Genomic DNA, 12,881 nt, shown 5'->3' with positions numbered 1-12,881 from the left:
CGTAGACATCTCCTTGAATGATTAGTAAATCGTTTGCATCCCTTTTCCAGCCACTGTCATCCATTCGAATTGACGTAGTCTTGCTTCGAATAACGTCAATGGATCGCGGAACATTTCAGGATTTGTATTTAATTTGTTCAGCATTTCTTGGTTTGCATGAATCTCGTTACGTGTTTCATCCACAGAACCATTTAAAATGATGGCCGGACTTTTGAAGAATAACGTGACATCCCGTTCCAAGGATTTTTCAAACAACTCAAATGATTGGAAGAACTGCTGATTAATCGTCGTGATTGCTTCTGAATAATCCTCATTTTCTACAAACGATTTATACTTATTATAGAGCAATGCTTTATTTTGGGAGATGGCTCCTAGTAGCTTTCCAGCACTTTTTAAAAGAAATTGCGACGGAGTCCGTCGAAGCAGAATATTGACGGTTTCCAGCTGGAATCGACTTGTCATACGATCCGTATCGCGACGCCAATCATCCAGTATCTTAAAATCACACTCCAGCTTGAGTCGGTCTTCCCCATACATTTGGTTAAAGCCTTCACCCATCTCATTTAAATATTCCTGACTTTGATTGAACTCCTCATGGCAGGTCTCAATCCACTCTTGGAAGGAGAGATAGAAATTCGGCATCACCGTTTGTTCTAAATACTCTTGAATCCGTCGATTCATTTCTTCATTAAGCTCAAGGTGAATTTTACTAAAATTACTTTCTTCCTTAATCAAAGAAGAACATTCCTGAAGCATTTTCGGAACAGTTGCTGAAATATCCTGCTGAATGGTTTCCTTAATCGCACGATAGGAACTCACAATAGCCTTCGTTTTCTGAACTTCAGTATCCCTCAGCTGATTTACGGCCCCATTTAACTTTATTAACATTTCTTCATTCCAGCGGATGGATTCTACTAGTTGATTCTCAACTTCAATCCGTTTTTGTAAAAGACTTGAAATCGTTGTCCGAATAAAATACAACAGCTTCGCCAAACGCTTATCTTCTATATTTCTAGTATATTTAATAGACTGAATAAATTTCGTTAAATCCTGTAGCTGTTGTTTTCGATCATATTGAGATGAAAAAGCAAAAACGTTTGCATCCGGTAGATATGAATGAATCAGCGACCTAGTTTCATCAAAAATTTGAATAGCTTCCTGCTCATTGTCGATCGTATCCATCTTACTCAACAGAAAATGAACCGGAATGTCAGGTGCTAACTCTTGTATTTGGGTAAGGACTGTCCGTTCCTTCTCCGAAAATGGAGAATTAGCATCAAGTACAAATAGAATTCTGTCTGCTACATGAAGATTTCTTAATAACTCAAACTGTTCATACTGGTTCCCTTTTAATCCAGGGGTATCAATGAATGCAATTCTATTTTCCTGTAAAAATTGATTAGGGTGCCTAAATTCGATAATAGATTCTAAGGCATTTCTGCGTCGATCCATACGTTCTTGGAAATCTGTAAAACCAGGTAAGATGGTGAACGCATTATCGGTAATTTCCAGAATTTCTTCTTCCTCCGCATCAGTAAACATAACCATAGAGGATGTTGAACCATCCTGTAACTCTTCTCCTAACACCATGTTAATAAAAGCCGATTTTCCGCTACCACTTAATCCAGCGATGAATATATGCTGTGTATCAAAATCACTTAACTGTTCAACGATCCATTTCACTCGATTATTTTTACCCATATCATGTGCCTCAGCCCAACTCAAGATACTGTTAAGTAGTGATAGACACTCATCTTGCTCATCAAAATGTAATTCGGTTGTACTTATTAAATTTTCGGCCTCACTCACAATCGACCTACTGATACTTTCCGGAAAAAGTTCATTCCACGAAAGAACTGCAGCAGATGAAATAACTACAGTTGATGGGTCAGCAAGTCTGAGCCAATTCGTTAATAGATCTGGAATAAAACCTTGTAGCATTTTAATGAAGTATCTTCCCTCAATTAAGCTTAAATAGGTTTCCTTATGAAGTTGAGAAAGGACAGACCAGTTACTGCCTCGATTAATATCGAGATTTAATAACAAATGATTGATTTCTGTAATCCATGTAAAATAGGATTCTTCATTCTGATAACTTTTCCACAGTGAGGTGATAAGCTGTTCAAACCTTTTCTGATCGAGGTTAAACAAGAGAATTAACGCTTGTGAAAAATAACTTGGTTGTTGATGTTTTGTTACACCTTTATCGACATACGTATTTAGCACATCAAACCATTCTACCGATTCTGTGCGTTTCGCTTCATTTACTGCTAATTCAATCGCATTGGTCCAATCCTGCTGTTCCTCAAAAAAGGCGCGGGCAATTTCGGTCACATTTGGATAATCAGGATTGGCATTAACCGTCTTTTTAATGGTAGACACTGCTGCCTCTAATTTACCTCGTTCGATATAGAGTGAAAATAAATGTAAAGCGACCTCTGTATTTAAAGTAAGATTATCGGATTTTATGGCTGTATAAATATCTTCTGCTGTAGATACTAGACCAAGCTCATTGTATGCATCTGCTGTATTTTTCTTAGCCCATGGTTCAAGTTCATCGGTGATATTTTCCCATTTAAAAATGGCTGCTTCGTAATCTTTATGTTGAAAATACACTTCACCCTGGGCAAAGCGAATCGATGATAAATCAGGAACATCCTTTTGCGCTTCCTCTTGAAATGCTTCACCCAGCACCTGAATCGGGTGAACATCCTCATGTTCATTAATGAACATTTTATAATAGGTTTTTTCTTTTAATTGTTTTTCTAACGTCATCATATTTCCCTCCAATTGCAACCACTCTATGTCATTCATATGGAAAAGAGGCACAATTATTCCATATAGTATTCGACGTATGTTCAGAATATAAGTCCCAATTATTAAGATTCTATCAGAGGTATTTTTTAAAAAGATGTCAGTTGTATGTCAATTTGGAGTCAAATGTAACTGAACATGTGAAGAATTGATTAATTACACAGATGAGACCTTCTTCCCTTTTATACCACCAGCAACGTATAATAAAACCAAAGAATAGAAGGAGAAGTTCACTTTGGAAAAGGAACAAGCATTAGTTTTATCTAATTGTATTGAAAATGCAAATCTCTTTACTTTTGAAATAAAGAAGCTTGAAACAGTTGGTGGGGTTTTACCGAGATTCCATCAATGGACAAATGGAAAAAATACATTAGCTGGATATGAAGTAAACCGCCTTGATAGTGATACAGGCTATTATTTTTTATTCATTGATTGGCATCGCAATGAAAACTACTATTTAGTAATTTATGCACATGACAAGTCCACCACCTGTGCCGAAATTAGGCAAGTTCAAGAGATTGATGGAGTACCTCATTTTATTTGGATGTATAAGCCGTTTAAACGGGACGGAAAAAACGACCAAAGAAAAGCCTTTTTTAAACAAATGTTTGGATCGACAACGATTCAAATCAAACTTCCTTCCTCTCCGCATGAGGTGGATGACTTTTTCAACCAATTGTTTAAGCTCTGTCAAAACCGGATTAAAGCCGACAAGATAGTTGACGTATTTGACTTTGAAAAATAAGAAAAGGAATGTGAAGAATGACTACCTATAAAAACTGTCAAAGCTGTGGAATGCCTCTTGCAAAGGATGAACTTGGAGGGGGAACCGAAGTAAATGGGACCAAAAGCACCAAGTATTGCAGCCATTGCTATTTGAATGGAAAATTCACTTTACCAAATATCACAGCTGAAGAAATGAAAGAACTAGTAAAACAGAAGATTGTTGAATTTGGAATGCCTAAGTTTATTGCGGGGATGTTTACGAGAAATATACATAAGTTGGAAAGATGGAATACTAATAAATAAGCAGAAAAGGAGACCGTTTTGGTCTCCTTTTTGTGGTAGTTATAATACTTTACTTAAAAATGCTTTCGTCCGTTCTTCCTTTGGATAATCGAATAATTCAATTGGTACATTTTCTTCGACAACTAAGCCGCCGTCCATGAAGATCACCCGATCGCCCACTTCTTTAGCAAAGCCCATTTCATGGGTGACCACGACCATCGTCATCCCTTCTTTAGCCAGCTGCTTCATGACCTCGAGTACCTCACCGACCATTTCCGGATCGAGGGCAGATGTTGGTTCATCAAACAGCATAATTTTCGGTTCCATTGCGAGCGCCCTGGCAATCGCTACCCGTTGCTTCTGCCCGCCGGATAAAGAATCAGGATAGGCCTCCGCCTTGTCTTCTAATCCTACTTTCCGTAAAAGCTCTAATCCTTTTGCCCTTGCCTTTTCTGCTGGCACATTCCTTACCTTCATAGGGGCAAGCATAATATTTTCAATCACCTTTTTATGCGGAAATAGATTAAATTGCTGAAACACCATTCCCACTTCGGTTCGGACTTTGTTGATATCCGTTTGCTTGTCCGTTAAGTCAACACCTTCAATACATACATGGCCGCCAGTGATGGTCTCAAGCATATTTAGACAACGAAGGAAAGTGGATTTTCCTGAGCCCGAAGGTCCAATGACAACTACAACCTCTTGAGGCTTGACCGTAACATTGATGTCCTTAAGAACTTCATTACTTCCAAATGACTTTTTCAAATTTCTTACTTCAATCATTCTGTTGCCAACCTCCTTTCAAGACGTGATAACAGGAAGCTTAAGGAGAGAGTTAACACAAGATAAATAACAGCAGCCGTTATATATGGCTCCCAAACCCGGAAATACTGTCCTTGCATCGCTCGTCCCCAATACATTAATTCTGGGGCGGCAATTAAAGCGGCCAGTGACGATTCTTTAATGAGTACAATAAATTCATTTCCTAAAGGTGGAATCATTCGTTTAAACGCTTGGGGCAGGATGATATTCCACATGGATTGGGCGTGAGTCATCCCTAATGATCGAGCAGCTTCCATCTGCCCTCGATCAATAGACTGAATGCCAGCACGGAAAATCTCCGAAATATAGGCTGCAGCATTTAATGAAAGAGTGACAATGGCTGCAGCAATAGCATTGGTACCCCCAGTGAATAAAGGTACGACTGCAAAATGTATTAATAGAATTTGCACGAGTAATGGAGTACCACGAAAAAAGGTGATATAAATACTAAAAGGTAATGCTAAGAGTTTGTTCCTCATCATTTTTCCTAGACCGATTAATAGCCCCAGGACCGTTCCAATTATTATACTGGCGATTGAAAGACCAATAGTTAGTAACGTCCCCTTTAGAAAAAAAGGAGCGTACTCAGCTAAAATATCCCAACGAAAATCCATCATTTGATCCCCCTATACAGACATGATGCTCCCTATGCATCGAGTGCGGTTGTTAGACAGTGTTGCAAAAATAACCAAAAATTGCGTAACTGCTAGTTTTGAAGAGTTACGCAATTTTATCAGTTCATATTATTTTTGGTCTTTTAGAATCTGTGTATCTGGCTCTACCTTAAACCATTTCTTGTAAATCTTTGCGTATGTTCCGTTATCAATAACTTCCTTAATTGCTTTATCAAGGTCTGCCTTAAGCTTGCTTCCCTTTGGCATCATTAACCCGTAAAATTCTTTTGCAAATGCATTTGAATCTTCGATAACAACGAAATTATCTTTCGGATTATTTTTCACATATTGTTCAACAACGGTATTATCCGCAACAACGGCGTCTGCCCCGCCACTCTTTAATTCAAGAATCGCTAGATTGTTATTTTCAAACTTTTTAATTTTCTCATTATTTTTACCTAGAAGCCCTTCAACTGCTTCTTGTCCAGTCGTTGCGTTTTGAACAGCAATGGTTTTACCATTCTTTAAATCTGCTGCACTCTTAATATCGCTGCCTTCTGGAACGAGGATCTTATTGGTAGATAAGAAGTACGGCACAGTAAAGTCATAGGATTGCTTGCGCTCATCGTTAATTGTGATGGCAGAGATACCAAGATCAGCAGTCTTCTTGTCTAGCTCCACAAATAATGGATCCCAGCCTACATGTTCCACCTTAATCTTAAGACCCGCTTCCTTAGCCACTGCGTTAATAAAATCAATATCAAAGCCTACAACTTCTCCCTTATCCTGGTATTCAAAAGGTGCATAAGCTGCATCGGTAACAACTCTTAATGTTTTCTCACCTTCGCCTCCTGTTTTACTTGTCCCACAGGCTGATAGAATCAAGAGAAATGCCACCATGAAAACTGTTGAAACTAATTTTAATTTCTTCATTTCTAGACCTCCATTATTTTTTTATAAAAACAATTTTACCAAATAATAATAATATTTTGAATATAAATGATTATAACTTTTTTTGTGTTTATATTCAATCGTTATAATTTTCTTACTATAGTAATACACTAATGAACTACCGTAATAAAGTCTTTTTGTAATTAGGCATCCGCCGTTACACCCCTAAGGTCCCGGCATAATTTATAGGGTATATATCATGTTAGGAGAGATGCCCAATGAACCCTTATGGTTATTATCAACACCCACAAATGCCGATTGAGTATCATAGCTATGTTCCAGCTGAGCAAATGACTTCTTATGTAACACACGATCCTTATGTAACACAAGACCTTTATGCAACACACGACCCTTATGCAACGCAAATTCAATATGACCCAAATCGCCAGCCTCAACAGCTTGAGCGTCGAGTCAATCAACTTGAAAGACAAAATGAGCGTCAGGAAAGAGAGATTAACCAGCTTCAACGAGATGTGAATCAGCTTCAACGTCGTCTACAACGAGTGAATCAACGTGTTCGCATTCTTGAAAGAAGATTTAACATCCCATTCACTCCATTTGATGGAGAGTATTAAGGTTATTAAGGAAGAACTAGGCATGTTGCCTAGTTCTTTATTTTTGTTGCCTGCTGAATTAATCTTCACCCTTTACGCCAGAAAGTTGTTGGGGACTAATTACCGTTCCACCTCTTTTTCATCCTTCACGGGCACTAGTCACCTGACTAGTTACCCTTCCATCATTTTTTCATCCATCATGGGCACTAATCACTCCGACTAGTTACCCTTCCACACCTTTTTCCCCAATCAAGTGCTTTATTCACTCCTACTTTTAAGAAATCTTACATAGTTATAAGCGTTTCTCCCATTGTTTTTCACCATCAGGAAAAATCCTGTTACCTTTTCTTACACAGTTACTGACAAAGGGTACAAATTCAGATAAGTTTTTCAATATAAACACAGAAAGGAAGATCCTATATGTATCAAAGACAAGAGATTCAATTAGCTGAAAAGATTCTTCAGTTAGATCGGTTGAGAGATGAATTATACGAAGAACTAATGAAGGTCATGGGCTCCCAAGCAAACGACCTATTAAGAAAACTACAAAATTATTAGAATCATGAGGAGGGGGAAAATTGGCCACTCATTTACGTAAAGGTCTCGAACGGCTAAAACAATTTTATATAAAAAAATTAATGGAGTCGGAACAACAAAGCGGCACACCCGCCAAGGAGCTTCATTCCCTTACCATCAGAGAACTCGCAAATCTTTATAAAAAAACATACCCCACTAATAAGTAGTATCACTTCTACTCATATGACCTTTTCAAAATAAATTATGCATTATAGTACCAAAATCCAGTCCGGTGTGAGAAAATCTAACATATAATGTAGTGTATATTACGAATTTTCCAACTATAACACGAACGGGTGTGGTGAGAGGCTAAAATGGGAAAAGATTTGTCTTATAAAGATAAGAAGGTAATCACCATTGGAATTGTTAGAGATCTTACTGGTCTTTCAGAAAGACAAATAAGATATTACGAAGAGCGGAAACTTATTTTTCCTGAAAGATCAGCAGGAGGCAGCCGAAAATTCTCTTTTTCCGATGTTGAATTGTTAATGGAAATCGCCAATAAAATCGAAGACGGTATTCAAACTCATGAAATTAGAAAAGAAATGCTTCGCGATCAAAAGAAAATCAACCAAGATGCGATTCGCCGGAAGATGATCCAAGGACAGTTGAATGCTCAATTTGGTATTCGGAAAAATTAAATTCCTATTTATTGCCTTGACTCCTTGTTAGGAGCAAGGTTTTTTTATGCTTAGATTCCCCTATCAACCTACAAAAATAGCTCATCCTTCAAAAACCATGTTAGATAACCTTACAAACTTATAGATTCAACCACTTATTCATGTAAAAATACAACTACACTAAATGTTATAAAAATTAACATTATTCTAAAGGGGGAGAAAAATGGATACTTTATTTTTAATGAACAGTTTGTGGGTAATGGTTAGTGCTGTACTCGTTATTTTAATGATCGGAGGGTTCATCCTTCTTGAAACCGGATCAACAAGAATGAAGAATGCAGGACATATTGCTGGGAAAACCATCCTTACCTTTGGAATAAGCTCCATTGTGTTCTGGGCAATAGGGTATGGATTGATTTTTGGGAAAGGAAATCCCATCATTGGTTTTTCCGACTTCTTATATTCTGGGTATGATATCAAAGGCTTATCATTATCTGGCTCGGTTTTCTTTTTATTCCAATTAGCTTTTGCAGGAATTTCATTAACCATCGCATTTGGCGGATTTGCCGAACGTGCTAAATTGAGTGCCTACCTTGTCTTCGCCGTACTTTTCTCGGTTATCGTCTACCCTCCAATCGCTCACTGGATTTGGGGAGGCGGCTGGTTAGCTGAACATGGAAAGCAGGATTTTGCAGGTTCAACGGTTGTTCACTTAACAGGAGCAATGGCAGCTCTTGCGGCTACTATTCTCTTAAAACCTCGGATTGGGAAGTTTAATAAAGATGGTTCAGCCAATAACCTTTCCGGTCATAACCAAGTCTTCACTGCGTTAAGCGTATTACTTTTATGGGTAGGCTGGTTTGGATTTAATGCAGGTAGTACCCTATCCGTTGACAAAGGATTTTTCGGATTCGTAGCCATTAATACAAATCTAGCAGCTGCAGCTGGAACGGTTGCTGCCATGATTATTTCTTGGATAGTATTGGGTAAAGCTGATGTACCTATGATGTTAAACGGCGCGTTAGCTGGTTTAGTTGCTATTACAGCCTCTTGTGCATTTGTTGATACATGGGCTGCTGTTCTAATCGGCTTTATTTCCGGCATTCTAGTTTTTTATAGCATTCGATTCTTTGAAAGCAGAGGAATTGATGATCCAATAGCAGCCTTGTCTGTGCACGGAACGGCTGGTGTATGGGGGACCCTATCCACTGGGTTCTTTGCAACAAAAGAATTAGCTACTGTTGGAAAGCCAGGGTTATTTTACGGAGGAGGATTCCACCAGCTGGGCGTTCAAGCACTTGGCGTATTCACTTGTGCAGCCTTCGCCTTCATTGTTTCGTTTATCTTACTCGCCCTAATGAAAAAGTTTATGAATGGACTGCGTGTAACAGAGGAAGAGGAAATCATCGGCCTCGATATGAGCGAGCATGGCAGCTATGGGTATCCAGAATTGCTTACAACTGAGCAAAAGGTAAAAGCTCAATAAGAAAAGCGGAAGCGCCTTGATCAGCCCCGACAGGCAAATGTTCTTCGGCAAGAAAAGTCGCTCTTTGACTTTACTTGCCGAAGGTTATTTGACCCGAGCTGTAACAATCATCGCTTTATCAAGCCATGATTGTTACAAGATACTCAAGGGAGATTATTCAGGATGAAAACTGGCTAGGCGCTGGAGCTAGACAATTCTCGAAGTAGAATATTAAACTTTTGTTTTTAATTACTTCATTTGGCGAGACTGACTCCCATTCATGTGGGTCAGCCTCTGCCTTTTTCATTTTTGAAAGGAGGTGGTAAGAATGGATTCTACAACATACGAAAACATAGGAAATTATAGAAAGTCTCATATACTACAAGTCTCACATGATCATTTTCAATTAAACAAACTACATCATCAAATTTTGACTAAAGTTTTAGAAACAGCCATCAACCAAGTTTCTATTCGCTATGGCCCACCGCCCTCTCCCTTCTCTTTCTTCGTCATGGGCAGTGCCGGCCGCCAAGAACAATCGATTTGGAGCGACCAGGATCATGGGATCGTTTATCAGGATCTAAGTGAGGAGGGAAGGCCCTACTTTTTGACACTTGGAAAAGAAATCTCAAAAGGGCTTTATCAAGCTGGCTATCCTTATTGTGACGGGGGAATCATGGCAGGTAATCCTTTTTGGTGTAAATCTATAATCGAATGGCAGGAACAACTTGCGAACTGGACATTGGAAGCCTCCTGGGAGTCCATCAGATATCTGCTGATTTTTCTTGATGCACGGTCAGTTTATGGTGAAGGTGAGTATGTGAGAGTGTTAAAAAGCCAAATCTATCAAACGATTAACAAAAATCATCTTCATACAAAATTACTCAACAATACATTGCATCTGAAAAAAGGAATAAACGTGTTAGGCCAGCTTTTAGTAGAGACACACGGCCCCCATACTGGTTCATTAAACCTGAAAGAACTCGGCTTTCTACCCTATGTAAATGCCGTACGGTTGGCAGCTATTAAAGAGAAGGTGTTGGAAACATCCACTCTAACGCGATTAGAAAAAATACATGCGACATGGATGTCTACTAAAGAAAGAGAGTCCTATATCAATCAATTTTCACAGTTGCTTAACTACCGGCTTTTATTTTGTCATTCAAGCGACTATGATTCCGGTCACTACTTGCCCATCAACCGTTTATCGAAGGATCAAACGAAAGAGATAAAAGAAATTATAAAGAGTGGAGCCACCCTCTATCATACCGTTAGGAAGTTAATAGAGAAGGAAGATTATTGTGGGGATGAATGAGATGATCCAATTTTTCAAACAAATATCGGGTAAGCTGAGCCCTACTATTTATGCAGGGGTACAAGGGCAATCGACCCCACAGCAAATCGCTTTTCTTAGACAGTTACAAAGAGAAATGAAACAAAAAAGCACCTTAGACTCCCCTCTTAACGAATTGAAAGTAGTCGTGTTTGATTTAGAAACGACTGGATTTTATCCCGAAAAGGGGGATCAAGTGATTTCAATTGGAGCTGTGAAGATGGTGGGTTGCCAAATCAAAGAGAAAGAAACATTCTATTCCTTAGTTCAATCGGACCTTCCGCTTTCAGAGGAAATTTCTACTCTAACTAATATCCAAGAATCGGAGTTGCGAGTAGCAGCGCCTGCTTCAGATGTCTTAATCCAATTTATCCAATTTATTAATAGTGATATTTTGATCGCACACCATTCAAATCATGAACAATCCTTTATGCAAAAAATGACTTGGGACCTATTAAGAACAAAATTTAATCACCGAATTATAGATACCTCGTTCTTAATTCGACTTTTTAACCCCTCTATCAAATCTTTACCCCTTGAAGAGGTTTGTACTCAATGTGGAATTGAAGTAAGAAATCGGCATCACGCCCTCGGGGATGCGATGATGACGGCACAAATTTGGGGTTACTTTTTGCGGCAGGCCCAAATAGAAGGATTTCGTAATTTACAGGAGGTATATGAATACCTCGCTAAAATAGGTTAATAGAAAACACTATCCTAAAAGTGTTTTCTTCTATCATTATCATTAATATTTTTAATCATTTCAATCGCGACCCTCTTATATTTTTTCGCCCCAACTCTCTATTTAAAAAATTTTTTTAAAATTTTTTTCCCTCCTTTTTCCTATAAGAACAAGAATGAAAACGCTACCAATTATTTTGACTGTTTTGAATTGTCAGATTTTAATGTTGACCATGTTATCTTTTGGTTGTATGATTATCGAAAATAATCATCTAAACATTTACACAGCCTTTGCACATCACGTTTTCGACGATGGGCAAGGGAATTCTTTTTAAAAAAATATTTAATCATTTAAAGCGGTTTATCCCGCATTAACGGGCAGTAAATTTTCATGATAATAATAAAACCAAGAAGCATAGTTAAAATAACTGCCCGTAAATGCCCGATTGGTTCAACTAACAATCATTGGGAAAAAGCCCCCAATGATTGAAGTTTCACGTTATCACTAAAGAGGAGTGGTTAGGTTGGGAAGTCAATGGATATTCCTTGGCGGCGAGTTCGTCAAGAAAGAGGATGCTGTTATTTCAGTATATGATCATGGTTTTTTATATGGAGATGGAGTATTTGAAGGCATTCGCGTATACAGCGGAAACGTCTTTAGACTCGATGCTCACCTGAAAAGACTGTACGAATCAGCTCAATCCATTATGCTGAATATTCCATATACACAGGAGGAAATGACGCAATTAGTTGTTGAGACCGTTAGAAAAAATCAGCTGGACAGCGCCTATATTCGTGTCGTTGTTTCACGTGGTAGAGGAAATTTAGGCCTGGACCCTTCATCCTGCTCCAATCCAAACGTAATCATTATTGCTGAGGAACTAACCATGTATCCAAAGGAATTTTACGAAAATGGAATTAAAATAGCCTCCGTAGCTAGCAGAAGGAATCGCCCAGATGTACTAAGTCCACAAATTAAATCGCTTAATTACTTAAATAATATCCTTGTTAAATTAGAAGCCAATCAAGTAGGGGTTCAGGAAGCCCTCATGTTGAATGACCAAGGTTATGTAACTGAAGGCTCTGCCGACAATATCTTCATTGTAAAGAATGGTGTCATTTACACCCCTCCTGTTTACTTAGGAGCTTTAGAAGGAATTACTCGGAACGCCATCATTGATGTGGCAAGAGCCAAAGGGTACGAAGTGAGAGAATCACCGTTTACTAGACATGATGTATATGTGGCTGATGAAGTGTTCTTAACAGGAACAGCCGTTGAAGTCATTGCTGTAATTGAAGTAGATCGCCGGGTGATCAAAAATGGAAAACCTGGTGAAGTTACGAACGAACTATTAAAAGAATTTAGACGAATTGTCACAACAGACGGAGTGGCTTGTTACCCTGAAGGTGCAAACCATGCCATTGTCAGTTAGGAGATAGATA

Annotated in this window: 14 protein-coding genes; 10 read left to right on the top strand and 4 right to left on the bottom strand. The window is 38.5% G+C overall.

What is annotated here, in order from left to right:
• Positions 1 to 21: 21 nt before the first annotated feature.
• Positions 22 to 2,778, bottom strand: a complete 2,757-nt coding sequence (locus tag AC3A54_RS20500; RefSeq protein WP_487655981.1) for a dynamin family protein — start codon at positions 2,776 to 2,778, stop codon at positions 22 to 24.
• 271 nt (positions 2,779 to 3,049) lie between these two features.
• Here AC3A54_RS20500 and AC3A54_RS20495 point away from each other — a divergent pair, with 271 nt between their 5' ends.
• Positions 3,050 to 3,559, top strand: a complete 510-nt coding sequence (locus AC3A54_RS20495) for a hypothetical protein (protein ID WP_487655980.1) — start codon at positions 3,050 to 3,052, stop codon at positions 3,557 to 3,559.
• A 17-nt stretch (positions 3,560 to 3,576) separates the two neighbouring features.
• Positions 3,577 to 3,843 carry a zinc ribbon domain-containing protein gene (locus tag AC3A54_RS20490; RefSeq protein WP_487655979.1) on the top strand — a complete coding sequence of 89 codons (267 nt, stop codon included), beginning with the start codon at positions 3,577 to 3,579 and terminating at the stop codon, positions 3,841 to 3,843.
• A 39-nt stretch (positions 3,844 to 3,882) separates the two neighbouring features.
• Here the strand turns inward: AC3A54_RS20490 and AC3A54_RS20485 are convergent, their stop codons facing one another.
• The 3 genes from AC3A54_RS20485 to AC3A54_RS20475 all read right to left on the bottom strand — a co-directional run bounded on the left by AC3A54_RS20485 (position 3,883) and on the right by AC3A54_RS20475 (position 6,191).
• The gene (locus tag AC3A54_RS20485; RefSeq protein WP_487655978.1) at positions 3,883 to 4,605 is read right to left on the bottom strand and encodes an amino acid ABC transporter ATP-binding protein; all 723 of its coding nucleotides are present in this window, start codon (positions 4,603 to 4,605) and stop codon (positions 3,883 to 3,885) included.
• Positions 4,602 to 5,258, bottom strand: coding sequence for an amino acid ABC transporter permease (locus AC3A54_RS20480; protein ID WP_335548253.1), 657 nt, complete (start codon positions 5,256 to 5,258; stop codon positions 4,602 to 4,604). Before AC3A54_RS20480 ends, AC3A54_RS20485 begins: the two co-directional genes overlap by 4 nt.
• Positions 5,259 to 5,387: 129 nt before the next feature.
• Positions 5,388 to 6,191: a basic amino acid ABC transporter substrate-binding protein gene (locus AC3A54_RS20475; protein ID WP_487655977.1), complete on the bottom strand. Its 804-nt coding sequence runs from the start codon at positions 6,189 to 6,191 to the stop codon at positions 5,388 to 5,390.
• Positions 6,192 to 6,427: 236 nt separating this feature from the next.
• Between AC3A54_RS20475 and AC3A54_RS20470 the strand changes: the two genes are divergently transcribed.
• From AC3A54_RS20470 to ilvE, 8 genes are all read left to right on the top strand, one after another.
• Positions 6,428 to 6,784: a hypothetical protein gene (locus tag AC3A54_RS20470; protein ID WP_335530245.1), complete on the top strand. Its 357-nt coding sequence runs from the start codon at positions 6,428 to 6,430 to the stop codon at positions 6,782 to 6,784.
• A gap of 399 nt (positions 6,785 to 7,183) precedes the next feature.
• Positions 7,184 to 7,321 carry a hypothetical protein gene (locus AC3A54_RS20465; RefSeq protein ID WP_308080990.1) on the top strand — a complete coding sequence of 46 codons (138 nt, stop codon included), beginning with the start codon at positions 7,184 to 7,186 and terminating at the stop codon, positions 7,319 to 7,321.
• A gap of 20 nt (positions 7,322 to 7,341) precedes the next feature.
• On the top strand, positions 7,342 to 7,506 hold the full coding sequence (locus AC3A54_RS20460; RefSeq protein WP_487655976.1) for a hypothetical protein: 165 nt from the start codon (positions 7,342 to 7,344) through the stop codon (positions 7,504 to 7,506).
• A 147-nt stretch (positions 7,507 to 7,653) separates the two neighbouring features.
• Positions 7,654 to 7,980, top strand: coding sequence for a MerR family transcriptional regulator (locus AC3A54_RS20455; RefSeq protein ID WP_308080991.1), 327 nt, complete (start codon positions 7,654 to 7,656; stop codon positions 7,978 to 7,980).
• Positions 7,981 to 8,182: 202 nt separating this feature from the next.
• Positions 8,183 to 9,445, top strand: coding sequence for an ammonium transporter (locus AC3A54_RS20450; RefSeq protein WP_487655975.1), 1,263 nt, complete (start codon positions 8,183 to 8,185; stop codon positions 9,443 to 9,445).
• A 307-nt stretch (positions 9,446 to 9,752) separates the two neighbouring features.
• Positions 9,753 to 10,739 carry a DUF294 nucleotidyltransferase-like domain-containing protein gene (locus AC3A54_RS20445; RefSeq protein WP_487655974.1) on the top strand — a complete coding sequence of 329 codons (987 nt, stop codon included), beginning with the start codon at positions 9,753 to 9,755 and terminating at the stop codon, positions 10,737 to 10,739.
• 1 nt (position 10,740) lies between these two features.
• A complete protein-coding gene (locus AC3A54_RS20440) occupies positions 10,741 to 11,460 on the top strand; it encodes an exonuclease domain-containing protein (protein WP_487655973.1) in 720 nt (239 codons plus the stop codon).
• Positions 11,461 to 11,962: 502 nt separating this feature from the next.
• On the top strand, positions 11,963 to 12,871 hold the full coding sequence (gene ilvE / locus AC3A54_RS20435; protein WP_487655972.1) for a branched-chain-amino-acid transaminase: 909 nt from the start codon (positions 11,963 to 11,965) through the stop codon (positions 12,869 to 12,871).
• The last annotated feature ends 10 nt before the right edge of the window (positions 12,872 to 12,881 follow it).

The sequence above is a fragment of the Neobacillus sp. Soil_C_43 genome, assembly GCF_057656715.1.
The sequence above is the reverse complement of the archived record's forward strand: the minus strand, read 5'-3'. Positions and strand labels throughout refer to the sequence as shown.

What these genes read in the sequence shown, in the direction of transcription:
- AC3A54_RS20475 (WP_487655977.1), bottom strand. Translation starts at nt 6,191, where the DNA reads ATGAAGAAATTAAAATTAGTTTCAACAGTTTTCATGGTGGCATTTCTC.
- AC3A54_RS20440 (WP_487655973.1), top strand. Translation starts at nt 10,741, where the DNA reads ATGATCCAATTTTTCAAACAAATATCGGGTAAGCTGAGCCCTACTATT.
- AC3A54_RS20480 (WP_335548253.1), bottom strand. Translation starts at nt 5,258, where the DNA reads ATGGATTTTCGTTGGGATATTTTAGCTGAGTACGCTCCTTTTTTTCTA.
- AC3A54_RS20465 (WP_308080990.1), top strand. Translation starts at nt 7,184, where the DNA reads ATGTATCAAAGACAAGAGATTCAATTAGCTGAAAAGATTCTTCAGTTA.
- AC3A54_RS20450 (WP_487655975.1), top strand. Translation starts at nt 8,183, where the DNA reads ATGGATACTTTATTTTTAATGAACAGTTTGTGGGTAATGGTTAGTGCT.
- AC3A54_RS20445 (WP_487655974.1), top strand. Translation starts at nt 9,753, where the DNA reads ATGGATTCTACAACATACGAAAACATAGGAAATTATAGAAAGTCTCAT.
- AC3A54_RS20500 (WP_487655981.1), bottom strand. Translation starts at nt 2,778, where the DNA reads ATGATGACGTTAGAAAAACAATTAAAAGAAAAAACCTATTATAAAATG.
- AC3A54_RS20470 (WP_335530245.1), top strand. Translation starts at nt 6,428, where the DNA reads ATGAACCCTTATGGTTATTATCAACACCCACAAATGCCGATTGAGTAT.
- AC3A54_RS20455 (WP_308080991.1), top strand. Translation starts at nt 7,654, where the DNA reads ATGGGAAAAGATTTGTCTTATAAAGATAAGAAGGTAATCACCATTGGA.
- AC3A54_RS20490 (WP_487655979.1), top strand. Translation starts at nt 3,577, where the DNA reads ATGACTACCTATAAAAACTGTCAAAGCTGTGGAATGCCTCTTGCAAAG.
- AC3A54_RS20485 (WP_487655978.1), bottom strand. Translation starts at nt 4,605, where the DNA reads ATGATTGAAGTAAGAAATTTGAAAAAGTCATTTGGAAGTAATGAAGTT.